Source organism: Planctomycetota bacterium, from assembly GCA_021414025.1.
Taxonomy (GTDB): Bacteria; Planctomycetota; Phycisphaerae; order Phycisphaerales; family SM1A02; genus SYAC01.
In genome coordinates, this window is the sequence record JAIOPG010000005.1 from 221,370 (window position 1) to 246,765 (window position 25,396).

The 25,396-nt window shown below is 64.4% G+C and carries 25 protein-coding genes; 15 read left to right on the forward strand and 10 right to left on the reverse strand.

Translation table 11 applies throughout. The features are described 5' to 3' along the window. Positions 1-17: 17 nt before the first annotated feature. On the reverse strand, positions 18-1,424 hold the full coding sequence (locus K8R92_07175) for a hypothetical protein (protein MCE9619675.1): 1,407 nt from the start codon (positions 1,422-1,424) through the stop codon (positions 18-20). A 66-nt stretch (positions 1,425-1,490) separates the two neighbouring features. After that, positions 1,491-3,098, reverse strand: coding sequence for a 2,3-bisphosphoglycerate-independent phosphoglycerate mutase (gene gpmI, locus K8R92_07180; protein ID MCE9619676.1), 1,608 nt, complete (start codon positions 3,096-3,098; stop codon positions 1,491-1,493). Between the two features lie 85 nt (positions 3,099-3,183). Here gpmI and K8R92_07185 point away from each other — a divergent pair, with 85 nt between their 5' ends. Both K8R92_07185 and tmk read left to right on the forward strand, forming a co-directional pair. Next, on the forward strand, positions 3,184-3,981 hold the full coding sequence (locus K8R92_07185; GenBank protein ID MCE9619677.1) for a YggS family pyridoxal phosphate-dependent enzyme: 798 nt from the start codon (positions 3,184-3,186) through the stop codon (positions 3,979-3,981). Between the two features lie 2 nt (positions 3,982-3,983). Next, positions 3,984-4,643: a dTMP kinase gene (tmk, locus tag K8R92_07190; protein MCE9619678.1), complete on the forward strand. Its 660-nt coding sequence runs from the start codon at positions 3,984-3,986 to the stop codon at positions 4,641-4,643. Positions 4,644-4,692: 49 nt separating this feature from the next. Here tmk and K8R92_07195 read toward each other — a convergent pair whose 3' ends face one another. The 3 genes from K8R92_07195 to K8R92_07205 are packed head-to-tail and all read right to left on the reverse strand — an operon-like array spanning position 4,693 to position 6,853. Next, a complete protein-coding gene (locus K8R92_07195) occupies positions 4,693-5,487 on the reverse strand; it encodes a hypothetical protein (GenBank protein MCE9619679.1) in 795 nt (264 codons plus the stop codon). Between the two features lies 1 nt (position 5,488). Continuing rightward, positions 5,489-6,538: an ABC transporter ATP-binding protein gene (locus K8R92_07200; GenBank protein MCE9619680.1), complete on the reverse strand. Its 1,050-nt coding sequence runs from the start codon at positions 6,536-6,538 to the stop codon at positions 5,489-5,491. A 57-nt stretch (positions 6,539-6,595) separates the two neighbouring features. Continuing rightward, a complete protein-coding gene (locus K8R92_07205) occupies positions 6,596-6,853 on the reverse strand; it encodes a hypothetical protein (protein MCE9619681.1) in 258 nt (85 codons plus the stop codon). A 28-nt stretch (positions 6,854-6,881) separates the two neighbouring features. Here K8R92_07205 and K8R92_07210 point away from each other — a divergent pair, with 28 nt between their 5' ends. Both K8R92_07210 and K8R92_07215 read left to right on the forward strand, forming a co-directional pair. After that, positions 6,882-7,232, forward strand: coding sequence for a DciA family protein (locus tag K8R92_07210; GenBank protein MCE9619682.1), 351 nt, complete (start codon positions 6,882-6,884; stop codon positions 7,230-7,232). Positions 7,233-7,339: 107 nt separating this feature from the next. Further along, positions 7,340-8,047: a hypothetical protein gene (locus K8R92_07215; protein ID MCE9619683.1), complete on the forward strand. Its 708-nt coding sequence runs from the start codon at positions 7,340-7,342 to the stop codon at positions 8,045-8,047. Between the two features lie 48 nt (positions 8,048-8,095). Here K8R92_07215 and K8R92_07220 read toward each other — a convergent pair whose 3' ends face one another. The 5 genes from K8R92_07220 to K8R92_07240 form a co-directional block, all read right to left on the reverse strand. After that, complete coding sequence (locus tag K8R92_07220; GenBank protein ID MCE9619684.1) at positions 8,096-8,476, reverse strand: acyl-CoA thioesterase; 381 nt, start codon at positions 8,474-8,476, stop codon at positions 8,096-8,098. Positions 8,477-8,495: 19 nt separating this feature from the next. Then, complete coding sequence (locus tag K8R92_07225; protein MCE9619685.1) at positions 8,496-9,617, reverse strand: 50S ribosome-binding GTPase; 1,122 nt, start codon at positions 9,615-9,617, stop codon at positions 8,496-8,498. A gap of 364 nt (positions 9,618-9,981) precedes the next feature. Beyond that, positions 9,982-12,258 (reverse strand): YidC/Oxa1 family insertase periplasmic-domain containing protein, encoded by a 2,277-nt coding sequence (locus K8R92_07230; protein ID MCE9619686.1) that lies wholly within the window; start codon positions 12,256-12,258, stop codon positions 9,982-9,984. Between the two features lie 4 nt (positions 12,259-12,262). Beyond that, positions 12,263-13,042 carry a metallophosphatase family protein gene (locus tag K8R92_07235; protein ID MCE9619687.1) on the reverse strand — a complete coding sequence of 260 codons (780 nt, stop codon included), beginning with the start codon at positions 13,040-13,042 and terminating at the stop codon, positions 12,263-12,265. 93 nt (positions 13,043-13,135) lie between these two features. Beyond that, positions 13,136-14,914, reverse strand: coding sequence for a response regulator (locus K8R92_07240; protein ID MCE9619688.1), 1,779 nt, complete (start codon positions 14,912-14,914; stop codon positions 13,136-13,138). Positions 14,915-15,058: 144 nt separating this feature from the next. On the opposite strand from K8R92_07240, the gene lpdA reads away from it, so the two are divergent. From lpdA to K8R92_07295, 11 genes are all read left to right on the forward strand, one after another. Next, positions 15,059-16,546 carry a dihydrolipoyl dehydrogenase gene (gene lpdA / locus K8R92_07245; protein MCE9619689.1) on the forward strand — a complete coding sequence of 496 codons (1,488 nt, stop codon included), beginning with the start codon at positions 15,059-15,061 and terminating at the stop codon, positions 16,544-16,546. 260 nt (positions 16,547-16,806) lie between these two features. Then, on the forward strand, positions 16,807-18,051 hold the full coding sequence (locus tag K8R92_07250) for a hypothetical protein (GenBank protein MCE9619690.1): 1,245 nt from the start codon (positions 16,807-16,809) through the stop codon (positions 18,049-18,051). Then, positions 18,036-18,359, forward strand: coding sequence for a hypothetical protein (locus K8R92_07255; GenBank protein ID MCE9619691.1), 324 nt, complete (start codon positions 18,036-18,038; stop codon positions 18,357-18,359). Before K8R92_07250 ends, K8R92_07255 begins: the two co-directional genes overlap by 16 nt. Positions 18,360-18,458: 99 nt before the next feature. Next, entirely contained in the window at positions 18,459-19,052 is a 594-nt protein-coding gene (gene gmk, locus K8R92_07260) for a guanylate kinase (GenBank protein ID MCE9619692.1), read from the forward strand. A gap of 35 nt (positions 19,053-19,087) precedes the next feature. Continuing rightward, the gene (locus K8R92_07265) at positions 19,088-19,696 is read left to right on the forward strand and encodes a LemA family protein (GenBank protein MCE9619693.1); all 609 of its coding nucleotides are present in this window, start codon (positions 19,088-19,090) and stop codon (positions 19,694-19,696) included. A gap of 55 nt (positions 19,697-19,751) precedes the next feature. After that, positions 19,752-21,653, forward strand: a complete 1,902-nt coding sequence (locus K8R92_07270; protein ID MCE9619694.1) for a M48 family metallopeptidase — start codon at positions 19,752-19,754, stop codon at positions 21,651-21,653. 12 nt (positions 21,654-21,665) lie between these two features. Next, entirely contained in the window at positions 21,666-22,151 is a 486-nt protein-coding gene (locus K8R92_07275; GenBank protein MCE9619695.1) for a hypothetical protein, read from the forward strand. A 15-nt stretch (positions 22,152-22,166) separates the two neighbouring features. After that, positions 22,167-22,769, forward strand: a complete 603-nt coding sequence (locus tag K8R92_07280) for a histidine phosphatase family protein (GenBank protein MCE9619696.1) — start codon at positions 22,167-22,169, stop codon at positions 22,767-22,769. Then, the gene (locus tag K8R92_07285; protein MCE9619697.1) at positions 22,766-23,626 is read left to right on the forward strand and encodes an enoyl-CoA hydratase/isomerase family protein; all 861 of its coding nucleotides are present in this window, start codon (positions 22,766-22,768) and stop codon (positions 23,624-23,626) included. Before K8R92_07280 ends, K8R92_07285 begins: the two co-directional genes overlap by 4 nt. 34 nt (positions 23,627-23,660) lie before the next feature. After that, entirely contained in the window at positions 23,661-24,422 is a 762-nt protein-coding gene (locus K8R92_07290; GenBank protein MCE9619698.1) for an enoyl-CoA hydratase/isomerase family protein, read from the forward strand. Between the two features lie 3 nt (positions 24,423-24,425). Beyond that, the gene (locus tag K8R92_07295) at positions 24,426-25,307 is read left to right on the forward strand and encodes an enoyl-CoA hydratase/isomerase family protein (GenBank protein MCE9619699.1); all 882 of its coding nucleotides are present in this window, start codon (positions 24,426-24,428) and stop codon (positions 25,305-25,307) included. Positions 25,308-25,396: the final 89 nt, after the last annotated feature.

The following is a 25,396-nucleotide window of genomic DNA, read 5'->3' on the forward strand; positions in this document are numbered from 1 at the left end:
ACCTCTCGGGGCTTGGATTACTTGTCGTCTTCAAACGAAGGAGCGGTCGCGGGATCGACGGCTTGAATGGAGGTTGCTCCCTTGGGAGCGATCTCAATGATTACATAATCCCAGTCCGGATTCCATACGGGTTGCATCTCCACTGTATTGCCCTTGCCATCATCGGCAAGGGTGATCCCCGCATTCCCGTAGGAAGAGGGCTTGTTCGTGTCGTATACGATCATGCTGAATTGCCTTTGATTCATTCTTCGATCCGCGACAACGCCGTTCCCGCCAGCCATCGATGCGACTCCCATTTCGGTAACAACGCGCAATCGCGTGTCGGGGTAGGGCTGTGGGTCGTCTCCGCCCCAATTCCGGACGACCTGCGGCCCCAGCCGATCGACGCGAAACCAGATGATTCCATCGGGTCGCTCCACGCGAACAAAACCGCCGGCTTTGACAATGACACGATCGACGTGCAGTTCGGCGGCGCCTGGATTGAACACACCGAGGAAGAGCAGGGAGAATTCGCGGGTCCAGCGAGGCGTCGCGATGAGCAGCGCGAACACGCCGAGCAAGACTGTTGCGATCGTTGCTTGAAACGATCGCGAATACGTTCGCCGTCGACTCGAATAGGTCGAACTGCAATGTCCGCACTCCGGGCAACGCACCGCTTCGGGAAGCTCTGTCGATTTTGAATTGAGTGAGTGTCCGCATCGGCCGCACCGACTGCACCAACGCTGGATCACATTGGTATCAAGTCGGACCCGACGGACTGCGACTGTTCGAACAAGGACGATGGGAACAACAATCGCCATGCAAAGAAGCGGCGGTATTTCTATCGGAAGCGGCATGAAACCCTCAAAGAACCAATACCCAGGCTCCGTCCGGCTCAGCAGGATTGCGACATCGCCAAGGATGACGATTGCAAGCCCGACCAAGAACGCAACTCCAAGAACGAACGGCGAGCCGAGGCTTGCTGTCGATTCCCTCAGGATCTTTTTCCAGATCTCCTTGACAAGAGCGCCTTCGGAACCGCTCGCGGCCAACCGAATCGGCCGTGGGGCGATCCGTGTTGAAGCAAGGCAAAGGCATTCCCGACTCATCAACACGGCAAGCCACATTCCGGCGCACAGAACGAACCATGCGGGAGGATTCCATGATTCGTCCGGCCAATAAGTCCCCCGGTAAATCCCTGAGCTGCCCGAGGTGTCGCGCACGCCGGTATGCCCCCAAAACCAATAGCGCGCCGGATTCAACTGTTCGACGCCAACGACTCCCCCGTCGATTGCGTATTGGAGATTGGATCCCGTATCCGCTCGCCAGAGCAGAAGGGCGATGCCCGTTGCGTAGCCGGCGACAATCGCCGCCGCATACACGGCTGTGTGGAAGGCGGTTGTCGAGAATATTTGCCGCCTGGTGTTGTCCGTTGATCGTTGCATTGATTGAACCGCACACCTCACATTTCAAATGGGCAATCGGGGTCGCGATCACCCCGGCGAATCATCTCACGCAATCAGGCTTTGGCCGGTCATCTCCGGGGGCTTGGGCAGACCCAACAGTTGCAGCAGCGTCGGCGCGATGTCGGCAAGGCGGCCATCCTTTCGCAGCTTTGCGTTCTTGAATTTCTCCGAGACCACGAACAGCGGGACATCGAAATTAGTGTGAGCTGTTTGCGGCGCGCCCGTCACCGGATCCTTCATTTGCTCGGCGTTGCCGTGGTCGGCGGTGATGACCAACTGTCCGCCGCGGAGCAACGTGGCATCGAGAATTTTCTGAACGCAGGCATCGGTCACCTCGCAGGCCTTGATGGCCGCGGGCAGCGAGCCGGTGTGCCCGACCATGTCCGGGTTGGCGAAGTTGACCACAATCAGCGATTCGCAATCCGGCGCCGCCAGCCGCGCCAGCACCGCGTCACGCACCCCCGCCGCACTCATTTCCGGCTTCAGGTCGTAGGTGGGAATGTCGCGCGGACTCGGAATGATCTCGCGCTTCTCGCCGGTGAAGGGCTCTTCGCGGTAGTCGTTGAAGAAGAAGGTGACGTGTGGAAATTTCTCCGTCTCGGCGCAGCGGAACTGCGTCAAGCCCGCCGTGGAGACGACCTCGCCCAGGATGTGCTCCATTTTCGTCGGGCGGGTGAACATGACTTTCGTCGGCAGGCCTCGCTCATATTCCGACATGGTGAGGAAGAACAATTGCGTCGGGCGCGGCGCGCGATCGAATCCGCCGCCCTGAACGACCTTCCACGCATCATCATTGAGCGTGAACGCCTTGCACAACTCGCGCGGCCGGTCGCCGCGGAAGTTGAAGAAGATCACCGAGTCGCCATCGCAAATCACGCCATCCTTCAGAAGCCGCGTGGGAGGCATGAACTCGTCGCCGCGCTCGGTCTTGCTCAATGGATGCGCGATATGCCCGCGGATCGCCGAGAGTGCATCGCCCGGGCATGGCGCGGAGGGTTTGGTCAACAGGTCGTAGGCCTTCTTCACTCGCTCCCATCGATGGTCGCGATCCATGGCGAAAAATCGTCCGCACAGGGTCGCCAATCGCCCGCCCGTCTTCTGCAACACATACTGCAATCGAGGCACATACTTGAGCGATCCTTCGGCGGGTGTGTCGCGGCCGTCAAGAAAGGCGTGGACAAAAAGCTTGTCGCTGATCACGCCATGTGCCTTGGCCGTCTCCAGGATTGCCTCAAGATGAGAAAGATCGCTGTGCACCTGCCCGTCACTTAAAAGGCCCATCACGTGCACGCACTTGCCGCTCTTGTTGGCATGCTCGAAAGCCGCCAGCAACTGCGGATTTCTTGCGAATTCTCCCGATCGAATCGCCCGGGTGATGCGCATCAGCTCCTGATCCACGATCCGGCCGGCGCCGATGTTCTGGTGCCCCACTTCGCTGTTGCCCATCACCGGGCCGTCGGGTCCGATCGGCAGGCCGACATCCTCGCCACTGGTCTTGATGAGCGTGCGCGGCCAACTCTTCGCAAGCATGTCCGCACAGGGAGTGCTTGCCAGCTTCACTGCGTTGTAACTGTCCTGCTCCGGATGCGGATTCTCCCCCCAGCCGTCGCGGATGATCAGGACAACCGGAGCTTTTCTACTTTGCGGAGGCATCGAACTCACCGCGTCAGGATACAAGGTGGACGATTGGGAATTTTCTGCTCCCGATTCCTGCGCGATGCTGTTAGCCTTCACCTCAATGGGAGAAACCGCCGCATCCATTCCGCTTGACGCCGCCCACGTCACCGCACTGCGCGAGCGACTGAATTCCGTCCGCCAGCGCGTCGACGCCGCGGTGAAGAAGTCCGGGCAGAAGCCGGGCAGCGTGGTGCTGATCGTGGTCACCAAGACCGCCAGCATCGAGCAGATCCGCGAGATGGTGAACATGGGCCAGGTCGATTTCGGCGAGAACCGCGTGCAGCAGCTCTCGCAGCGCGCCGCCACCATCGGCGAGTGGCTCTCGCGCCGCAAGGAGATGGACCCGCAGGTCACGCTGCCGACGGTGCGCTGGCACATGGTGGGATCGCTGCAGCGCAACAAGGTCAAGAAGTGCGTGGAGGTCTCCCGACTCATCCACTCGATCGATTCGCTGCGCATCGCCGAGGAGGTGCAGGAGGCCTCGACGCGCCGCCCCGCCCGCACCGAGGTGCTGCTGGAGGTGAATGTCTCCGGCGACAGCAACAAGCACGGCATCTCGCCGCCGGCCGTGAAGCACATGGTTGATCAGCTTTCCACCATGCCCAACCTGAAGCCGCGCGGCTTGATGTGCATGGGTCCGCTCGAAGGCGGAGTCGCCGCGGCCCGCGAAACTTTTCTGCGCTGCCGCGAACTCTTCGAGGAGGTGCGCGGCTCGGGCGCAGGCGGCGACCGCTTCGACATTCTCTCCATGGGCATGAGCGGCGACTTCGAGATGGCCATCGAGTGCGGCAGCAACATGGTCCGCGTCGGCTCGGCCGTCATCGGCGAGCCGCAGGTCTCCGAGTCCGGCGAAGATTGATCATGGGCTCGAATTGGTGGGATCGGCTCCGCGGAAAATTCCTGGCCTTTGAGGGCGCGGATGGAAGCGGCAAGTCCACGCAGATCGCGCGGCTGGAGCGTTTCTGCCGCGACAAGAACCTCAAGATGCTCACGGTGCGCGAGCCGGGCGGCACCGTCATCGGTGAGCGCATCCGCGACGTGCTGCTCGATCCGCGCCACACCGAGATGGATGTGCGCAGCGAAATGCTGCTCTACATGGCCAGCCGCGCCCAGCTGGTGCGGGAGTGCATTGAGCCCGCGCTGCGCAAGGGAATCTTCGTGCTCAGCGACCGCTTCGTGGCCAGCACGCTGGCCTACCAAGGCACGGCGGGCGGCCTTCCGCCGCACGAGATCCGCGCCGTCGCCGAAGTGGCGATCAGCGGGCGCTGGCCCGACCTGAACGTGCTCTTCGACGTGGACACCGCCGTCGCCATGTCGCGGCTGAGTCCGCTGATGGATCGCATGGAGGGCAAGGGCGCCCAGTTCCACGCCCGCGTCCGCCAGGGCTACCTGCGCCAGGTGCAGCAGAACCCCAAGGATTTCCTGGTGGTCGACGCGGGCCGCTCGCCCGATGAGGTCTATGCGCAATTGATGGATGGGCTTGAGCGTTGGTGCGCCACGACCGTCGCAGTCGCGCCGTAATACTTTCCACTTCTGAGAGCACGAGAAAATTTGAACCGGTCGAAAGACCCTACGAGCGCCGTCGTCGCGCCACCGGCATCGCCTGCGCGGGCGGCATCTCGCCGCGCATCCGCGCGTTCATGCCCACGATGCGCTGGTGCATCTGCTCGATCTGCTGCGGATCGAATCCCTGCAGGTAGGCGATGGCGCAGGCATTGGCCTCGCTGAAGCCCTCGATCGTGATGCTCTTGCCCGGGATGTCGTAGGAGAGCGCAGAGACCGAGCAATCCGCCAGCACGTGCACGGCGGTCTGGATCTCCTTCGAGTCGTCGGCATGGCCTGCCTCGACCATCTTGAGAAAATATTTCGCCGCCGTCGCGGGCACATCCTCGCCGGCGAGGCGCGACTGCGTCACCGCTTGGTTGACCTGCTTCATCGCCTCGAGGGGCTGCGGCACCACGGGCCGCACCACGTTGTTGATGCGGATCGAACGGTTGGTGAAATAAAGCAGCGTGGCCACCAGGGCGCGGCCGGTGGCAATGTTGCCCTGCGTGAAGTGCGACTCGAAGGGCTGCTTCTCGAATTCGGTGGACTTCTCCGTGCGCAGGTCGGCGTTGTTGGTCTCCAAATTGATCCGCACGCCGCGCACGCCGATCTGGTGCATCGCCCAGAGCGACGCCTGGAAAGTCGGATGGGTCGCCTCGACGCCGCGCTTCGACCCCTCGGCGACGACGCTGCAGAGAAGCTCGATGATCTTCTTGCCCGCGATCATGCCCGGCAGCAGCGTGTTGGCGAGCTGGGCGAAGCTCTGCCGCTCCTGCGGTTTCAATTCGACGGCGACGTTGTTGACTTCGATCTGGGTCACTTCAATTCTCCGAAAGAACCACGACGGCCTCGGGCGGAACGTGCAGCGACAACTGCTGACCGGCGCGGGTCGTCTCGCGCGGATCGAGCTCGAACACTTTCAAAATTCCGGCGGGAGTCTCCACCTGGTGCTGCGACATCTCGCCAAGATACATGCTGCTGCGGCAGCCGCCGCGCATGGCGTTGGGGCCCGCGCCGATCCGCAGCGCCTCGGGGCGGATGCTCAGGGTGACCCTCGCCCCGGTCGGGGCCGATCCTGCGGTGCTGTTGAGGAAGCCCACGGCGGTCTCGATCTCGCAGCCGCCGGCGTCGCTGCGCCGGACCGTGCCGGGAATGAAATTGGTCTCGCCCATGAACTCGGCGACGAATTTGTTGAGCGGCCGCTGGTAAAGATCCTTGGGTCCACCGGTCTGCTCGACGCGGCCGTCGCGCAGCACCGCCATGCCGTCGGCCAGGCTGAGGGCCTCCTTCTGGTCGTGCGTGACGTAGACCGTGGTCATGCGGATCTCGTCACAGATGCGGCGGATCTCGCCGCGCATTTCAAGCCGCAATTTTGCGTCAAGGTTGGAGAGAGGCTCGTCCAGCAGAAGCACCTCTGGGTTGAAGACGATCGCCCGGGCCAGGGCCACCCGCTGCTGCTGACCGCCCGATAGCTGGTTGGGCCTGCGCGCGGCCAAATTGCCCATGCGAACCATCTCCAGGGCCGCGCCAACGCGCTTCTTTTGTTCGCCGGCGGAGACGCCGCGCACCTGCAGGCCGAAGGCGACGTTGTCGGCGACGCTCATGTGCGGCCAGAGCGCATAACTCTGAAAGACCATGCCGGCATTGCGCTTCTCCGGCGGAGTGGCGGTGACGTCGCGATCGCCGAAGAAGACTTTTCCGCTGGTCGGCTCCTGAAACCCGGCGATCATCCGCAGCAAAGTTGTCTTGCCGCACCCGGATGGCCCGAGCATGAAGAAGAGCGACCCTTTGGGGATGAGCAGGTCGACCGAATCCACGGCGATGGTCGAGCCGAACTCGCGCCGCAACTTTTCAAGCCGGATCGGAAGCATCTCGGCGGAGGATACTCACGACCCGCGAAACCGAACGCGAAGTTCGGAATGAGCGGACTATCCCCTCTTCAGAACCACGATGACGACCAAGACAATCGCCACAAATATTCCGCCAATGATGAACTTGGATGCGGACCCGCTCTTTTCTTTCTTTGCCTGCATAGGTTCTTCCTCTTTGATTCGCTTCTTGCCGGCATCGGTGATGCCAGGCGAAATGCCACCCCCGACACCAGACAATTCTAGCGGATGGCCGGTGGTTTTGAATGGATTCCCCCACCATTCAAGCTGCGGCACCGCCCGAAATGTGGATTCCACCCCGCCATCGAACCGATAGGATGCCTGCGTGAATCTGCTCGAACACAAGCTTCAGAAGCTCGGCCAATGGCGCGCGTGGCGCGAGCCCGACCGCTCCATCGGCAAGGACTGCTCGCTGATGGCGAAGCAGTTGGTCCGCACGGAGAAATCCATCGGCGCCGCCAGCGACGCCTGGATGCAGCTGGCGCCGCTCGGGCTGCAGCAGGTCGCCGCGGTGGAATCGCTGCGCGGAGGCACGCTCACGCTGATGGTGGAGAGTTCCGCCGCCGCCTTCGAGGTGGATCGCTCACTGCGCGAGGGCCTGCAGAGCGACTTGATGAACGCGGTGCCGGGATTGCTGCGCGTGCGGACGCGCGTGGGCAAGTTCCAGGAAGTTTAGAGTTTGGGGGGTACCCATAAGCAATGCTGGGTGCATTACGCTGGCAAAGAACCAGGTTTTGCAGCCACGTAGATTTACGAAATTGTCGCTAGCCACCAAGGAGAAAGATGGAACTCTGCTACGCGTGTGCCAACCCCGCAACATCGCGGGAACATGTTCCACCCAAGTGCCTTTTCCCAGAACAAAAGGATGCTGCTGGTGGCGCAGACTTTCGACATAACTTGATCACGGTTCCATCTTGTGCAGACCACAATTTCCGTAAATCGCGGGATGACGAGTATTTTCTGTATGTTCTCGTCACAACTATCACATCAAACCAGACTGCACTAGAGCACTTTCAAACCAAGCTGGCCCGGACAATCATTCGACGCCCCGCGCTGGCCAACACCATTGTCAAGAGCGGTAAAGAGTGTCACATAGTTGATAGCGCGAACGGCAAGACGCACAATGCGGTGCAGGTTGATTTGGATGGAGAACGGTTTCAAAACACACTTGAACTAATAGCACGTGGTATTTTTTATCACCACTTCAAAAAGCGATGGATGGGTGGGCTGCGAACACATGCGGACTGGATTGTGTTTCCATCAGAACTAAATTCGGCAGAGATCGATGCAAATAGAGTTGCCCTTGCAAACAGTGTTGATGCTTTGTTGGCGAACGTACCGAAGCAAGCATCTAGTCCCAATGTCTTCTGGTATCAGGTAGGCGAGCTGCCCCCCCTTCGCTGCTTGATTCGCCTCGGGTTTTATGGGGGCAGCAAGGCAACCGCTTTCTTCGGTGACATTGACATCCTCAATAAGCAGCCCGATTTTTAGAGGCTAGTTGCAGATGGTTTCGCGCCGACTTACAAACTGTGCAATTTATTATTTTACAAACAGGTCCACAGGCAATGTCCGGGCCTTGCCCTCGCGGTCGACGCACGCCAGCGTGGTCGAGGCGGTGCAGAGCAGCTCGTCGCCGCGGAACAACTCATAGGTGTGCTCGATCTTCACATGACCGATGTCGGTCATCGTCGTCTCCAGGCGCACCTCGTCGTCGTACTTGGCCGGCCGCTTGTAGCTCACCTGCAACCGGACAATGACCAGAAAGACGCCGGCTTCCTCAAGCTCGCGGTAGTTTTTCCCGGTGGTGCGCAACAGTTCCGTGCGCCCCATCTCGAACCAGACCGGATAGACCGCGTGATGCACGACTCCCATCGGGTCGCATTCGCAGTAGCGCACTCGCACGGTCAGGGTGCCCTTCATGGCGGCAAGGTAGCGTGGCTTACTTGCCCACGCAGAATCGGGAAAAAATCCGGCCGAGGATGTCGTCGGGCGCCATGCGGCCGGCGATGCCGCCGAGATGCTCGATCGCGGAGTGCATCGCGCTGGCAACCAGTTCCGGCAACGCGAGGTGCCGCTTGGCTTCATCGGCCTTCGCCGCGTCGAGCGCCTGGCGCAAATCCCCGGCGCAGGCCGCGAGCAGCGCGCGGTGCCGCTGCGCCAGTGCCATCCCCTCGCCCGCGGTCGAGAGCGCGCTGGAGGCGAGCGCCGAGCCGACCGCCCGGGCCAGCTCCTCCAGGCCGGTTCCATTCTTGGCGCTGGTCTTGACCGCTGCCGGAATCGCGATCGAATGCGGCAGATCGCACTTGGTCAGCACGAGAATTTCGTTGGCCGCGGCGGGCATCGAATTGCTCGCATCCCCTACCGCTTTCGCATTCACAATCCCTCGTGCATTCCCCTCATCCACAGTCTGGCAGCGCAGAATAAGCGTGGCGTGCTCGATCGCCCTCGCCCTAGCCTCTTGCCCGAGTTGATCCAGAAGCGTGGTTTCATCCGACAAACCCGGCGAATCCACCAGCAGCACTTCCAAGGTGCCGCCGGGAACCGGCACCTTCCACGGCTCGGCGAGTGCGTCGCGGGTGGTGCCGGCCTGATCGGCAACGACGGCCCGCTCCTGCCGCAGCAGCGCATTGAGCAGGGCGCTCTTGCCCGCATTGGGCTTTCCCGAAAGCACGACCCACGGCGCCGCCTCGAGCCGCTCCATGGGAATGCTGGAATCCAAAATGCCCGTCACCTCCGCAAGCGCGGCGCGAAGGCCGGCGCAAAGGGCGCTCGGCGCGATCGCCACCACATCCTCCTGGTCGGTGAAGTCGATGCCCGCCTCGACCAGCGCCAGCATGTCAGCCAGCGCCTCCAGCAGGCGCGCGGCGATAAGCCCAAGCGTTCCCTTGCGCAGATGTTCGGCGGCGCGGAGCTCGGCATCGGTCCGCGCCGCGATCGACGCGGCCACTCCCTCGGCCTGCTCCAGCGTGAGGCGCCCCCGCGCAAAGGCTCGCAGTGAATATTCGCCCGGGCCCGCGCGGCGGACTCGCGCATCGGCGGCGACCATCTCGGCGATCATCATCTCGATCAGGTCGGGATTGCCCGGCACGAGCAGCTCGAAGGAATCCTCGCCGGTGTAGGAGGCCGGTCCGGGCGACGCGACCACAAGAGCCGGAAGCTCGCCGAATGAAAAGTGGAGTCGGCCGCGATGGATGCCGCGCGATCGCGGCGCCGGAGTTCGCTCGATTTTTCGCAACACATCAAGAGCGCCGCTACCGGAAACACGAATCGCCGCCCGCGCGGCGCGGCCCGGCGGCGAAGACGCGGCGACGATGACATCGTCCATGCGCCACGGATCGCGCGCGGCTTCCGCAGGCTCGGCCTCAGGATTCACGCCAGCCCCATCTCATGGGAATCGATTTTAGTTTCACGGGCGGCCCGCGGGTTCAGTCGCGGTCCTTGAACTTCTTCGGCGGCTCGCGCTTGCTCCGCGCCCGCTCCATTGCCTTCTCGTAGAAGCGGCCGATGCGGTCCTGCTTGGCGGGATCGCGCGGCTTGGGCGTGAAGTCCATCTTGTCCATCTGGGCCCGGATCCGCTTGCCCTCGAAGATGCCGATGGTGGTGCTGGTCATGATGTAGAGCGTCAATCCACTCGGTGCGTTGTAGAGCATCACCGGAAAGAGCACCACGGTCATCCACTTCATCATCTTCTGCTGCTGCAGCTGCTCGGCGGTCATGGTGGCCGTGGGCGGCGGCGTCATGTACTTCTGCTGCAGGAAGAAAAGCGCGCCCATCAAAATCGGAATCAGGTTGATGGAGGCGAACTCAAAGGGCCACTTGATCAGCGGCGCGGGGAAGCGGATGAAATGATCCGCGGCGCTGAGGTCGCCCAGGAATTCCCATCCGCCAAAGAGCTGGAAGACCCCGAAGAACGCCGGCTGCTGCCGCAGCGCAAAGGCGAAGTAGAGCACCGCGTAGAGCGCGATCCAGATCGGCGTCTGCAGGAAGGTCGGCAGCATGCCGCCCACGCAGCCCACGGGGTTGATCCCCTTCTCGCGGTAGAGCCGCATCTGCTCCGCCTGCAATTTCTTGGTGTCGCCGGCGTAGCGCTTCTGCAGCGCCTCCAGCTCCGGCTTGATCGCCGCCATGCCGCGGGTCACTTTGGTCATGGAGATCTGGCTGCGCTTGGTGACCGGATGCAGCAGGAAACGCACCACCATCACCAGCACCATGATCGCCAGCGCCCAATCGAACACGACATGGTCGTGCAGGAATGTCAGCATGATCACGATGAGATCGGCGAGCCAGCTGAAGGTGCAGAAACTGCAGCAGCCGCCCATCAGATAGAGGATCAGTCCATCCATCCGCAGCGAGGGATAGGGCTCGACCACATCGAGGATCTTGGGATTGAGCGGCCCGGCGTAGACGCCCAGGTCGAAGCGCGCGGTCTGCCCCGGCGCCACCTGCACCAGGGCGCTGCGCAACTCGCACACGATGGTTTGCGCGGCTCCCGCGCCGGCATCGGCCAGGGCGAAGACGCTCTCCACCGCGGTCAGGATCTTGGAGTTGTTGGTCGGCGGCGCGTACGGAGCGTGCGCGGCCAGGGCGAAGTAGCGGTTGGTGGTGCCATACCAGCTCAGCTCGAATCCCTGCGCCTTCTGGTCGGGCTGCGGCCAGAGCAGCGGCGTGCCGCTGGTCACCTTCTTCAGCGCGTCGGAGCGCTCGAACATGGCGCCGTGCACGACCACGTTGGCCCGGCTCGGGTCGCGCTGCGCGTTGTAGAGATAGCCGAACTGGAAGCGGCGGATGTCCATCATGCCGCCCTGATCCATGGAGAGGTCACCCGGTCCGTACTGGATCCAGCGGATCGAGTGGGGCTGCGAGGAAACGTTCTCGACGCTCTGCTCCAGACCCAGGTCGTATGAGTCCTTCGCCAGCGTGAAGCGGCGCGTCACTTTCAGAACGACGCTGCCGGATTCGTCGACAACTTCGGTCTCGAAGACGCCCGCGGATCGCTCCGCCCACACCGCACCGAAGAGGCTCGCGGCGCTGCCGTCGATCTCCACGCCACGGGCGCCCAGCAGCGGCACCTGGTAACCCTGCAGCGTCTGCACGGTCTGCAGCTCATAGCGGTGCGAATCCGCGGGCGGCGCGGCGAAGGACTGGTGGTCATCGCCGCGAGCGATCGCCTGTTGATACCGCTTCGCTGCCTGCGCGCTGGCCGCGTCGTTCCAGTAGTCGCTGAAAATGATGCGCGAGAATCCCGCGCTGGTCTGGGCGAACTGGATCTGATACTTGAAGGCAGTCGGATCGAGCGAGCCCAGCGGCGCGGGGGCGGTCGGCGCGGTGGTGCCGGCGGGCAATCGCGCCTTGTATTTCTGCGATGGAGCCGGAGCGACCGCTGGCGTTTCCGCCGGTGGAGCCTGAGCGCTGGTCGTCGACGCCGCGGTCTGCGGATTCGAAGGCGTTGCGTTGAGTGGCGGAGTGGCCGCAGTTGAAGCGGCGCTCCCGGCGGGCGGATTCGTTGGCGGAGTGCTGGCTGTCCCGGGCGTCGCAGGCGCCGCGTCTTTCGCGGCCTGCGTCGTTGCCGCGGGCATCGACGGATCAATGCCGCCGGATTTCTTGGCGCCAGGCCCCCAGATGGCCAGCGCGATCACGCCGCCGGTGGCCAGGAATGCCGCAAGCGTGAGCGGCCAGCGCGGTCGTTTCTTGTGCTCGCTCAATGCTCTATCGCCCCTCGAGCAGCCGGTCGCCCAGCCAGTTGGTCAACTGGGGAATCGCGTGGATCTTGTCGACCACGGGCTGGATCGGATACTCCAGCCGGTAGAAGTGCACCCGCTCCGCTTTGGTGTCATCCTTCATCTCCACGATGGCATAGGCGGCGCGCGGATCCAGGTCGCGCGGCTGGCCGACGGATCCGGGGTTGATGATCGCCTTCTCCTCGTCGTTGAACTCGTAGACGTTGTTCAACTCGGCGGGGCGGTAGAACTCGTTGTCGCCGGTGAAGACGCCGGGCACATGCGTGTGGCCGACGAAGCAGAACTTGTCGATGCGCTCGAAGATCTGCGTCATCTTGTTGGGGCTGTTCTCCGCGTCCTCGGGGAACATGTATTCATTGATCGGCCGCCGCGGCGAACCGTGCACGCAGAGGAAGGGTCCCATCGCCACGCGCACCCGCAGCTTGCCAAGGAACTCCCAGCGCTTGGTGGCTTCCTTGCGGTCGCGCTTGGCCTCCTCCTCGAATTGGGCGCGGGTCCAGTAGGCGGCGGCCTCGGCGGCGGCGTTGAAGTTGGTCGGCTCGTAGAGCACGCCGAAATCGTGGTTGCCCATCAGGCTCCACTTGCAGCGCTTGGCGACCAGGTCCACGCAGGCCACCGGATCGGGCCCGTAGCCGATGATGTCGCCCAGCGAAATGATGCCGTCCACCCCCTGGCGGTCGATGTCCGCCAGCACTGCTTCCAGGGCTTCGAAGTTTCCATGGATGTCGCTGATGATGCCTATGCGCACTGCGTTTTCCCTAAGGGGCACCGATGCTACGGCGGGGCCGCGGATGCGTCAAAAACGCATTTCATTTGAGCGGATTCGCCGGACGAAACGAGGTCACCGACCCGAGGCCGGGCGCCGGGCCAGCCGCTGCACGGTCTGGATCAGCGTCTCGCGGTCGATCGGTTTGGTGAGGTAGTCGTCGCAGCCCGCCTCCACGCAGCGCTCGCGGTCCCCGCGCATGGCATGGGCGGTGATCGCCACGATCGCCCCGCTCCATCCCTGCGAGCGCAGCTTGGTGGTGGCCTCGTAGCCATCCATCACCGGCATCTGCATGTCCATCAGAATCACGTCGGGCGCCCGCGACTGCCGCTGCGCCGCGGTCGCCAGATCCACCGCTTCGCGGCCATTGCCGGCCACCGTGACCTTCATGCCGGCGCGGGTGAGGTGGTGCTCGATCAGGCGCTGGTTGTCCACGCCATCCTCCGCGACCAGCACCGAGATGCTTGGAGCGCCTTTCGAATGCGCGGCGGCCGGTGCGGCGGCGCCGGGACTGGACTCCGCATCGCGCTTCGCCTGGGCCGGCAGCGCCGAAACCATCCGCGCGTTCTTCAAATCTCCCACGCCGATCTCCACCGCGAAGACGCTGCCGCGGCCGACCTCGCTGCGGCATGTGATGTCCCCGCCGAGCATCCGGGCCAGGCGCCGGCTGATGGTCAGGCCCAGGCCCGTGCCGCCGAATCGCCGCGTGGTCGAGGCGTCCGCCTGCATGAAGGGCTTGAAGAGACGCTGCCGCTGCGTGTCATCAATGCCCATGCCGGTGTCCGTCACCTCCACGCGCAGTCGCACTGCGGCGGGCTCCGCGTCGCTCACATCGGGATCATCGCGCGGCGACAGCGGCTCGCGCACCAGATCGACCGAGACTTTCACACCGCCATGCTCGGTGAACTTGATCGCGTTGCCGACGAGATTGATCAGAATCTGCCGGAAACGCGTGGGATCGGTCTCGATGCTCTCGGGAATCGCGCTGCGCAATTCCACAAAGAGTTCCAGCCCGCGCTCCTGCGCCTGCGAGTGCATCGACGCAATGACTTCCTGAATGGCGCCCAGCGCCGAGCAGGGAATGATCTCCACGCCCATGCCGCTGGCCTCGATCTTGGAGAGGTCCAGGATGTCGTTGATGATGGTGAGCAGGTGCTTGCTGTTGCGGCGGATCGCGTTGGTGATGAAGGCCCGCTCCTTGGCGTCGGTCTGCTCCTCGGAAAGAAGATCAACGAAACCCAGGATGGCGGTCATCGGCGTGCGGATTTCGTGGCTCATGTTGGCCAGGAACATGCTCTTGCTCAGCGTGGCCGCCTCCGCCAGCGATCGAGCCTCCTGCAGCGCCTGGTTCTGGCGCAGGAGATCGGCGCGGGCCTGCTCCAGCTCGCGCGAGCTCTGGCTTTGATCGTGCAGCGCCGCGGCCAGCTGGTCGCTCGCCGAGGCTGCCAGGCGGTCGCGCGCCACGGTCTGCGGCCACTCCGTCAGCGTGCCCATCATCGCGGTTGATTTTCCATCTTCGACAATGGCGCGGCCGCGGGCGCGGACCCGCTTCCACGATCCATCCTTGGCGCGAAGCCGGAAGTCCAGATCAAAGTCGAACTTGCCCTCCAGGTGGGCGGCCACCGCGTGATGGACGCGGCCGATGTCATCGGGGTGCACGTGGCTGGCGAAGGTCTCGAAGCGGTCGGGAAACTCGTTGCGGTCGTAGCCCAGCAATCGGCGGAAGCTCTGCGAATACCACGCCGCCCGATCGGCCAGATTCCAGTGCCACACGCCGTGACCCGCCGCCTCGAGGGCCGCGGCCAAGCGTTCCTGCGGATCGGGCGAATCTGCTTCGTGTGGTGTGTTGCTCATAAGTGCCGCATTTCTGGAACACCGGGAATCCGCCGCTCAACGCCCCAACCATCGCTACGATAACTTCTCACGCGATTCCCGTTTCATTTCCCGGTTGTTCCGGGAATTTGCGGGAGCGATCCGGTTCGACCTGAGGAGTGAGCGATGGCCCTGAAACGATTTGACCTGGTGGTGATTGGCGGCGGTCCGGGCGGCTATGTCGGCGCGATCCGCGCCGCGCAGATGGGCCAGAAGGTCGCCTGCATCGAGCGCGACAAGCTCGGCGGCGTCTGCCTGAACTGGGGCTGCATTCCCACCAAGGCGCTGCTGCACAACGCCGAGCTCTACCGCGAGGCGATCACCCACGGGGCCGAGTGGGGCTTTCAGAAAACAGCGGAGGTCGGCGTGGACTGGACCAAGGTGGTCGGCCGCAGCCGCGACATCGCCGGGAAACTGAATAACGGCATCGCCTTTCTCTTCAAGAAGAACAAGATCGAGCACATCGCAGGTCACGCGAAGATTCTTTCGGGAAAGACAGCCGGCGGCCCATGCAAGATTCTGGTGGGCAAGGCAACCGGCGCCTATTACGGCGGTTCGGGCGATGCGGCAGGTGAGACCATCGAAGCCGATCGGATCATGATCGCCACCGGTGCCCAGCCGGTGCAACTCCCCTTCGCGCCCAACGACGGCAAGATCGTCATCTCCAGCTACGAGGCGATGAACCTTCCCAAGAGGCCTTCGAGCATGGTGATCATCGGCTCCGGCGCCATCGGCATGGAGTTCGCCTACTTCTTCAACGCCTTCGGCACCAAGGTGACCGTGGTCGAGATGCTGGAGCGGATCCTTCCCGTGGAGGACGACGACATCAGCGCCGCCGCGCAGAAATCATTCGAGAAGCAAGGCATCCAGTTTCTCACCGCACACAAGGCGGCGTCGGTGGACAAGGGCGCCAGCGGCGCGAAGGTGACCGTGGAGAGCGTGAAGGATGGAAGCAAGAAGACGCTGGAGTGCGAGGTGGTGCTGGTGGCCGCCGGCGTGCGCGCCCGCGTCGAGGGTCTGTGCGATGCGTCGCTCGGCCTGAAGATGTGGGACGCGGGCCCGGCGCGCGGACACATCTGGACGGACTACGTCGACAAGCCGGAGCCCACCTATCAGACCAGCATTCCCGGCATCTACGCGATCGGAGATGTGATCGGACCGCCGTGGCTGGCCCATGTCGCGAGCGAAGAGGCGGTCGCCTGCGTCGAGCGCTTCATGGGTCATCACACGCTGGGCGTGGACTACCAAAGCATTCCCGGCGCCACCTACTGCAATCCGCAAGTGGCCAGCGTGGGCATGACCGAGCGCGACGCAAAGTCCAAGGGCATTGCGTACACCGTCGGCAAGTATCCGCTCAAGGCCCACGGCAAGGCGATCGCGGTCGGCGCCACCGAAGGACTGGTGAAGCTGATCACCAGCAAGCCGCACGGCGAGATCCTGGGCGCGCACATCTTCGGCGAGGACGCCAGCGAGCTGATCCACGAGATCTGCGTGGCCAAGCGCCTGGAGGCGACGGTCGAGGACATCATCTCGACGGTGCACGCGCATCCGACCATGGCCGAGAGCATCCACGAGGCCGCGCTCGCGACCGAAGGCCGGATGATTCACGGCTGAGCTCTGGCGCCCCATCTCCTGCTGGTCAACGGTTTGTCCACCGATTTTGCGCGGCAATTCGCTCTCGGATCGAAGTCGTTTGTTGATGGTGGGTGGGCGACCGCAGCCACGATGGCCTTCTATTGCATTCCATTGACCAATCCGGAATAAACCCCTGAAAATTTTGCGAGCCGCCGCGAGCCCCGACATCTTCTGTCAAGATTCAAGCGTGTAGATGCGGGGTGTCGGCCACGTGGGGCCGGCTGCAAGGACTGTGCTCTATGCGGACTGCCGACGATCGGCGCGAGCGGTTGGCGAAATTCATCGATTTAGCCAAGGTCTACCGGGGTTGGTCGCGCGGTGAAGTCGCCCGCGCGCTGGGCCGTGATCCCGGCAAGCTTCTGCCGCAGAGCGGAAATCCAAAATTGGACCTTGTCGTCGGCCTTGCCGACGCGCTGGACTGGACCGTGGGCGACATCGTCGAGGGGGTCTGGACCGCGGATGACGCGGGCGCGCTGGGGAGCGATTTTCCCGAGCTGGACTCGAAAGCTCTCGCGGCGCATCGCGCCGGCGACTACCGCCTGATGTCCTGCGTGGCGCGGCAGATGATCGCGATCGCCAAGACTCCGGGCGAGCGTGCGCTGGCCTGCAATCGGCTGGCCGGCGCCCACGACGGACTCGGCCAGTACACCCGCAGCGTCCCCTGCCTGCAGTCGGCCCTCTCGGAGCAGGGCATCGCCGCAGGCCTGCGACTCATGCTGACGGTCAACCTGGCCAACGCCCACTACGCGGTGTGGAATCTCACCGAGAGCCGCGCCGCGGCGCGCGAGGTCATCGAGATGCTCGACGGGAGCGCCCTGACCGAGCGGCGCGAGCGCGTCTGCCACGCCTTTGCGCACTACGTCCGCGGCAACAGCTTTCGCCGGCTGATCCGCGTCGAGGAGGACCTTGCCTGCGCCCACGCCAAGCGCGCCCGCGCCGATCTCTCGCAAGCACTCAAGGAGTACGAGGATCTCGCCGACACCTTCGGCGACGATCGCTACGCCGCCATCGCCAACACCTGCCGCGGCGGGCTGCTCGAAGTGGAGGCGGTGCTTGGCGATCTCTCGCCGCGCGACGCGATCGAGCGCCTGATGGTGGCGCTGGACCGCGTCGTCGACGTGCAGGCGCATCCCCCGGGCGACTGGCTCGAAAGCTGGGGGTGGTGGTGCATCTTCGGCTGCAACGTGGCGCTGCGCCACTTTGACGAGGAGGAGAACGCCCTGCGCATGGCGGTCTTCACCAACAAGGCGATGGAGATCGCGGATCGGCTGGAGAATTGGAGCCTGCGCGAGCGCGCCTTCCAGATGGACCTGGAGCGGCATCAGCGCGCTACGGATGAGCCTTGGGTTCTGGATGACGAGGAAGTGCGGATTCTGGCGGGCACCATGGGGCGCTTCCCGAACTTCCGGCCCTCCGGGTGGCGGATCCTGCAGGAAGCCCGCTTCGTCGATGCGGAAGGAGGCGCCCGATGGCTCGGAGCCTGAACATCCCACCGCACGTACCGAAGCGCGCTCGCATTTTTCTGCTCGCGTTCCTCTGCGCCGCCGGCGCCGTCGCCGGCAGCGTGGCGACCCGGCCTTCGGGCGCGGCGTCATCGATCAATAGCATCGGCACCCACGCGGCCACCGGACTGCCCTGGTGGAAGAAGACGCTTTCGCACACCGTCCAGGAGGAGTGGGCTTTCGCCCAGATGATGGAGCAGCAGTATGGGCCGCGCTGGAGGACGGCGCTCCCGGACAAGGTGGTGCTGAAGCTCTATCAGGAATTCTGCGCCGAATTGCCGCACCCCTGACGTGTCCGCGGACTCCTCCGAGGCGTGGTGTGATTTCCGCAAGGATCCCTCGCGAAGCCCCGCGTTTCCCGCCGGAGGTGGTTTCAGTAGCATCGTCCCATGGCAGCAGGATTGCTACTGGTTCTCAGCGGTCCCTCGGGCGTGGGCAAGACCACCATCGCCCATGAATTGCTGCGGCGCTTCGGCGGCCACTTCAGCGTCAGCGCCACCACGCGATCGCCCGCCAACGACGAGAAGGACGGCGTGGACTACTCCTTCGTCACACCGGAAACTTTTCAGCGCATGATCGACCAGAAGCTCTTCATCGAGTTCGCCCAGGTCTTCGGCCGAAGCTGGTACGGCACGCCGAAGCAACCTGTCGACCAGGCACTGGCCCGCGGAGAACTGGTTGTGCTCGACATCGACGTGCAGGGCGCCGAAATGGTGCACAGCCTCTATCCCGACATGCTCGGCATCTTCATTCTGCCGCCCACCGAGGATTCGCTGCTGGTGCGCCTGCGGCAGCGCGGCCGCGAGGATGAGTCCGCGATCCAGCGGCGCTTCCGCGAGTCCACCAAGGAGATGCAGCGAGCCCGCGACAACGGCATCTACAACGCCTTCGTGATCAACGACGACCTGGCCGCCGCGACCGAGGAAGTTGCCGGACTGGTCGCCGCCCGCCTGATGGTGCCCGCGAGCGGTCGCAAGGCATAAGTCCCGCCCGCAAAAGTGGGCATAATGCGGCCTCAATGAACTCCTCCTCCTGGGCTCTCTCCGGACTTTTCATCGCCATCGCGGTCGCGGCGTTCGTCGTGCTCGTGGTCATCGTGATCCTCTACAACGGGCTGGCGGTGCGGCGCGTGCGCATGGCCAACGCCTTCAGCCAGATCGACGTGCAATTGCGCCGACGCTCCGACCTGATTCCAAATCTGATCGAGACCGTGAAGGGCTACATGCAGCATGAGCGCGGGACGCTTGAAGCCGTCATCAAGGCCCGCGGCGAAGTGGATGCCGCGTCGGGCAACGTCGCGGCGGGCAATCTGGGCGCGATCGGCGCCTTGTCGACCGCCTCGGCGGCGCTGGGCAGCGCGCTGGGCGGACTCTTCGCCCGCGTCGAGGCCTACCCCGACCTCAAGGCCAACGCGCAGTTCCTCTCGCTGCAGGAGCAACTGGTCTCCACCGAGAATCGCGTCGCTTTCGCGCGGCAGGCCTTCAACGACTCGGTGATGCGCTACAACGAGGCGGTGGTCACCTTTCCGGGCAATCTGATCGCCGGCGTCTTTCGCTTCCAGCGCGCCGAGCAGTGGACGACCACGGAGGAATCCCGGGCGCTGCCCACCGTGCGCGTTTCCGGCTGAGATCGATCCATGAACTTTGTCGGGAGCAAGCCGTGAATTCTGTCGAAACCGTTTCATGAATTTCTTTGAGCAACAGGATCGGGCCCGTCGGCGCACCGTGTGGCTGGTGCTGCTCTTTCTGCTGGCGATTCTGTGCGTCGCCATCAGTTTCTACGGACTCGCCCTGATGGCGGTCGCCGCCAAGCACCCCGACCCCAAGGCGACCGGCGCCGCGGTCTGGTGGAAGCCGGAACTTTTCCTCCAGGTTTTCGGCGGCACCTGTCTGATCATTTTTCTCGGCGCGGGATCGCAGCGCATCCGGCTCGGTGGCACGGGGAAGTCCGTCGCCGAGGCGCTGGGCGGCCAGCCGCTGCAGGGCTCGACGGTCGATCCCGACGAGCAGAAGCTGCGCGACGTCGTGAGCGAGATGGCAATCGCCAGCGGCATGCCCGTGCCTCCCATCTATCTCCTGGAGGAAGAGGGCATCAACGCCTTTGCGGCAGGCAACAATCCGCAGACCGCGATCCTGGGATTCACGCGCGGCGCCGTCGCGAGATTGAACCGCGACGAGCTGCAGGGAGTGGCCGGCCACGAGTTCAGCCATGTTGCCCACCGCGACACCCTGATCAACATGCGGCTCTCCTGCGCCGTGGCGGGCGTGATGCTGATCGCCCTGATCGGCCGCGTCATGCTGCAGGTGGCCGGGCGCGTCGCGACTTCCCCCGTCGTCTCCAGGGGAAAGAATGACAAGGGCGGTGCGGCGGCCGGATTCCTCGCGATCGGACTCGCACTGCTGGTCGTCGGCGGCATCGGCGCCTTCTTCGGACGCATCCTGCAGGCCGCGGTCAGCCGCCAGCGCGAGTTCCTCGCCGACGCCTCCGCGGTGCAGTATTCGCGGAACCCCGCGGGCATCGCCGCGGCGCTGAGGAAAATAGGCTCGCTCCCCTTCGCGCCGATCAAGGCGACCAGCGCCTCCGGACTGAACCACTTCTTCTTCTCCAAGTCGATTCATTCCTGGCTCTCCTCCCATCCGCCGCTGGCGGAGCGCATCCGGCGGATCGAGCAGACGGGTTTCGTCGACGAAATCTCCGGCGCGCGATCGCAGCCCTCGCCGATCGCTTCGGCGGCCCAGACCGCCACGGCGCAGAGCGCGTCGCTTGTCGGAGGAAGCGCCGTCACCATCGCGAGAATCCACGACGCCGTCGCCGCCAGCGCCATTCCCAAGGAATCGCTTGACCGGGCCCGCACATTGATGGGGCAGATTCCCGCCGGCCTGCGCGATGCGGCCCGCGAACCGCTCGATGTCCAGGCGGTGCTTCTGCTGCTGGTCACCGGTTCCGCCGCACGCTCGAAAATTCGATCGCTGGTGCAGAAGCAGCTCGGCGATCCCATGGCCGAGTGCTGGGACCGGATCGCGCCGCTGATGGCCAATCTTCCCGACGAGATCCGCCTCGTCGTGCTGGATCTCTGCGTGCCCACGCTGACGCACCTCTCCAAGCAGCAGTATCTGGCCTTTCGCGCGGCGCTCACCGAAGCGATTCGCTCCGACGGCCAGATCGACCTCTTCGAGTGGATGCTGCAGGCCGTGCTCACCCGCAGGATCGAGACTCGATTCGGCGCCCTCCCCTCAAGGCCGGGGCGCTACTCGCTGGCGAATTGTTCCAAGGAAATACGGATCGCGCTGGGCACGCTGGCCAACGCCGGTGGCGCCGCACAGGCGCCGCAGGCCTTCGCCCGCGGCATCGCCGAGTGCGATCTGGAGGGAATGTCGTTTCCGAATGCCTCCGAGTGCACGCTCGATGCGCTGCATCTTTCACTTGAGCGGCTGGACGAAGTCGCGCCGCACGACCGCGAAATGCTCGCCCGGGCCTTGATCTCCACCGCCACCTCCGATGGCACGTTCACCACGCAGGAACTGCTCCTGCTGCGGGCCTTCTCGGCGCGGCTGGATGTGCCCCTGCCGATGCTCTCGCCGTAAGATGCCGCCGTGATGCGCCGCACACTTCTCGCGACAACGATGTTCCTGCTGCTGGTCGCCTGCGCCTCGGCGCGGCCCAAGCCGGTCGAGGCTGTCGAGGGCCGCATGCCCCAGCTTGTGGGCCGCTGGATCTTCTCTCCCGGCGACAGCACGCTGTCGCACGATTCCAAGGCCGCCGAGGGCGAGGAGGCGATCGAGAGCCCGATCGGCGCCACGCTCTCTCTGGGCGAGGGTGGAGTCATGACGGCCCGCGCCGGCGAATTCGTGCGCCGCGGCACCTGGAAAATTGTCAATGGCATGCTCCGGATGATCATCGATCCCCCGCCGGAGCGGCGCGAATTGTCGATGACTCCGCTGGTCGAGGTCGACCGGCTCACGCTGACGGGCTCCGACGGCGCCATCCTGGTCTATCAGCGCGATCCCTTTGTGGCGATTCCAGGCGCCGCAATGCCTGCAGCCACAGTTCCCGCTGCCGCCGCGACTCCGCACGCCAAATGAAAGACCGATTCGAACATGCGAATTGATCCCCGTCCGCAGATCTGGGTCATTCGACACGCCGAGACGGAATGGAGCCTCAACGGCCGGCACACCGGGCGCACCGACATTCCGCTGACCGCGCGCGGCGACGAGGCGGCGCGAGAGTTGAAACCCTGGATCGACAAGGTTGCGTTTGGAACCGTCCTGTCCAGTCCGCGCGCCCGCGCCCTGCGCACCGCCGATCTCTGCGGGCTGGGCAAGCAGGTTGCGATCGAACCTCTGCTGGCCGAGTGGGACTATGGCGACTTCGAGGGATGGACCTCGCTGGAGATCGCCGCCAAGAATCCCGGCTGGGATCTCTGGCACAATGGCTGCCCCGGCGGCGAGCAGCTGTCCGATGTTCATGATCGCGCCGAACAATTGCTGGATCGCTGCAGGGACATGACGGGAAACATCGCCCTCTTCACCCACGGCCACTTCGCGCGGGTGCTCATCGCCACCTGGCTTGAATTGCCCGTCACCCGCGGCCGCAGCTTCGCCATCCGCGCCGGCAGCGTGAACGTGCTCGGCTGGGAGCACATCAACAAAGTCATCTGGAGCATGGGCGCCGTTCCCTCGGGACCGGGAGTCGGGCGATGAGTCCGGATGCGCGAGATCCGCTGCGGCTGGAGTATTCGAATGGCGGCGTTGTGGGGGCTTCGGATAATTCCGTGGCCGCGATCACCCTGAATGATCCCGACCGACACAACGCGCTGGGTCGCTCCATGTTCGACGCGCTCGAGCGGGCATTGGCGGATGTCCAGAGGAATTGCGGAATGACTCTGGGCGATCTCGCCGCAAATCCGGATTTTTCCGCGGACGCGCCGACGCGCGTCGTGGTGCTCTGCGCCAAGGGTCTTTCCTTCTGCTCCGGATTCGACCTTCGCACCGTGGCAAACGACGCGGATCCCGCCCAACCCGTGCTGGCGGACTTTCTGAGCAGGCTCAATCGCTGCATTGAAACCTTGTCCCAGCTTCCCGCAATCACCATCGCCGCTGTCCAGGGCGTGGCGCTGGCGGGCGGCTGCGCATTGGTTTCCGCCTGCGATTTCGTCATCGCCACACCGAACGCTCAATTCGGATATCCGACTCATGCCATCGGCCTGTCGCCGGCCGTCAGCGGCCCGACGCTCGCCTCGCGCGTGGGTCTTGGCCCGGCGCGCCGACTGATGCTGGGCGGACAGCTGGTCGACGGCACGCGGGCTTTCGAGATTGGACTCGCTTCCCAGTTGGTCGCGACCACGCTCGAAAAGGAAACCGAGGCGCTCACGGGTGCGCTTCTCAGCAAGGGGCCACACGCGCTTCGGGCGACCAAGTGGTGGCTGCGGCAACTCGATCCCCTGGTTCAAAAATCGCATCGGGCCAACTCACTGGCGGCGAGCCTTTCCGGAGTTGGTGGAAGCGAGAGCATCGATCGCGTTGCCGCCATCTGGAAGAAGCGCGCGTCGGACGCGTAGCAGATCGCCCCGGGCATTCGCTACTCTTTCACGCATGGGCGAGCTGGTCAAGAGCAACTTCACTGCGGGCGCGGGCATTGTTGAGCTCACCCTGAATCGCCCCGACGCCCGCAACGCGCTGAGCTTTGAACTGGTCCAGGAGCTCGAGGCCGCCGTCGCTGCGGTCGCCTCCAATGCCGCGGCGCGAGTTCTCATTCTGCGCGGCGAGGGAAAGTCATTCTGCGCCGGCATGGATCTGCGCGGCGTGCTTGACGACGCCAAGAAGATGGGCCTGATGCTGCATGGGCTGGCCCGCATCGAGCTCGCACTTCGCAAGCTTTCCATTCCGGTGATCGCAGCCGTGCAAGGCGCGGCGATCGGTGGTGGATGCGGTCTGGTGGTCGCCGCTGATTTCGCCATCACGCACGCGGAGGCGAAGCTGGGCTACCCCGAGGTCGGTTTGGGCGTCTGCCCCGCGGTGGTCGCACCCTTCCTGATCTCGAAGATCGGCGCCGGCCGCGCCCGCGCGATGCTGCTCGCGGGCGGCCTGATCAACGGCACCGAAGCGGTGCGCATCGGACTGGCAACCCATCTGGCCCCGACTGATCAGATTGACGCAACGGCGCGCGAGCTTGCAACCAAGCTGGCCGGCGGTGGACCCAAAGCGATGGGCGCGACCAAGCGCAGCCTGCACGAGCTCGACGAATTGCTCAACGACACCGTCCTCTCCAAGGCCGCGGAACTTTCCGCCAGCCTCATCGCCGGACGCGAGGCCCAGGAGCGGCTGCGCGCCCGATTCGCCCCCGCCCCGAAGTGAACCATGGATCAGACTCCGCTTCCCGTTGAAATTCGTCCGGACCAGATTGCCGTGCTGTCGCTCATTCCCAATCCCGCGAAGCCGCGCGGCGGCGTGGTGGTGCTCGACCGCTGGCTGATCGATGCGCTGGACCACTCACTGCAGAGCCTGGCCAAGCAACCGCTGCGCGGACTGGTCCTTCGCAGCGCCAGCGATCGCGTCTTCGTCGCCGGCGCGGACCTCGCGGAAATCGACGCCCTCAACGACGCCGACCTCGACGGCTATCTGCGGGCGGGTTCGGTGGCCTTCGGCCGGATCAACAAGCTACCCTTCGCCAGCGCCGCTCTCATTCACAAGGCGGCCCTTGGCGGCGGTCTCGAGCTGGCCATGCATTGCGACGCGCTGGTCGGCGCGACTCCCGCGGCCGGCGAAAAAAGCTGGAAGGTCGGGCTGCCCGAATGCGGTCTGGGCATTTGTCCGGGCTGGGGCGGCACGATGATGCTCGCGGCCCGCATCGACGCCGCGAAGGCGATCCCGGCCACCTGTGCCGGCGCGCCCTTCGATGCCGCGGACATTCCCCCCGGCCTTTTCGCTGCGCACTATGCGGCGAATGAAAATGGAGTCGAAGCCGCCGCATCCTGGATCCGCGCCCATCCGCGAACAACGCCCCGCGCCACGCCGATCTCCGTCGCCGATCCCGCGCTGCGCGACCGCGCTAGCGCCGCGCTGCAAAGCGTCGCAAATGATCTTCCCAAGACCGCCGCCTCCCGCGCCGTGGTCGACTCCATCGAGGCAGGAATCCATGGCGGCTTCGACGCCGGCGTGGCGCGCGAGCAGAAGCACTTGATTGCGTTGCGGCATACTCCCGAGGCCCGCGCCAAGCTCGAAGCCTTTTTGAAGCGATAAGCGCTGCCGCCTCCGCCGGCTGCATGCATATTTATGAATTCCTTGCATTACGCGCACATTCCGGGGTTGATCCCCCACTCCGACGCGTG

Bases quoted from the DNA above. Each gene is read 5' to 3' on its own strand.
- K8R92_07175 (MCE9619675.1), bottom strand. From the start codon at position 1,424: ATGCAACGATCAACGGACAACACCAGGCGGCAAATATTCTCGACAACC.
- gpmI (MCE9619676.1), bottom strand. From the start codon at position 3,098: ATGCCTCCGCAAAGTAGAAAAGCTCCGGTTGTCCTGATCATCCGCGAC.
- K8R92_07185 (MCE9619677.1), top strand. From the start codon at position 3,184: ATGGGAGAAACCGCCGCATCCATTCCGCTTGACGCCGCCCACGTCACC.
- tmk (MCE9619678.1), top strand. From the start codon at position 3,984: ATGGGCTCGAATTGGTGGGATCGGCTCCGCGGAAAATTCCTGGCCTTT.
- K8R92_07200 (MCE9619680.1), bottom strand. From the start codon at position 6,538: ATGCTTCCGATCCGGCTTGAAAAGTTGCGGCGCGAGTTCGGCTCGACC.
- K8R92_07215 (MCE9619683.1), top strand. From the start codon at position 7,340: ATGGAACTCTGCTACGCGTGTGCCAACCCCGCAACATCGCGGGAACAT.
- K8R92_07220 (MCE9619684.1), bottom strand. From the start codon at position 8,476: ATGAAGGGCACCCTGACCGTGCGAGTGCGCTACTGCGAATGCGACCCG.
- K8R92_07225 (MCE9619685.1), bottom strand. From the start codon at position 9,617: ATGATGATCGCCGAGATGGTCGCCGCCGATGCGCGAGTCCGCCGCGCG.
- K8R92_07240 (MCE9619688.1), bottom strand. From the start codon at position 14,914: ATGAGCAACACACCACACGAAGCAGATTCGCCCGATCCGCAGGAACGC.
- lpdA (MCE9619689.1), top strand. From the start codon at position 15,059: ATGGCCCTGAAACGATTTGACCTGGTGGTGATTGGCGGCGGTCCGGGC.
- K8R92_07250 (MCE9619690.1), top strand. From the start codon at position 16,807: ATGCGGACTGCCGACGATCGGCGCGAGCGGTTGGCGAAATTCATCGAT.
- K8R92_07255 (MCE9619691.1), top strand. From the start codon at position 18,036: ATGGCTCGGAGCCTGAACATCCCACCGCACGTACCGAAGCGCGCTCGC.
- gmk (MCE9619692.1), top strand. From the start codon at position 18,459: ATGGCAGCAGGATTGCTACTGGTTCTCAGCGGTCCCTCGGGCGTGGGC.
- K8R92_07265 (MCE9619693.1), top strand. From the start codon at position 19,088: ATGAACTCCTCCTCCTGGGCTCTCTCCGGACTTTTCATCGCCATCGCG.
- K8R92_07270 (MCE9619694.1), top strand. From the start codon at position 19,752: ATGAATTTCTTTGAGCAACAGGATCGGGCCCGTCGGCGCACCGTGTGG.
- K8R92_07275 (MCE9619695.1), top strand. From the start codon at position 21,666: ATGCGCCGCACACTTCTCGCGACAACGATGTTCCTGCTGCTGGTCGCC.
- K8R92_07280 (MCE9619696.1), top strand. From the start codon at position 22,167: ATGCGAATTGATCCCCGTCCGCAGATCTGGGTCATTCGACACGCCGAG.
- K8R92_07285 (MCE9619697.1), top strand. From the start codon at position 22,766: ATGAGTCCGGATGCGCGAGATCCGCTGCGGCTGGAGTATTCGAATGGC.
- K8R92_07290 (MCE9619698.1), top strand. From the start codon at position 23,661: ATGGGCGAGCTGGTCAAGAGCAACTTCACTGCGGGCGCGGGCATTGTT.
- K8R92_07295 (MCE9619699.1), top strand. From the start codon at position 24,426: ATGGATCAGACTCCGCTTCCCGTTGAAATTCGTCCGGACCAGATTGCC.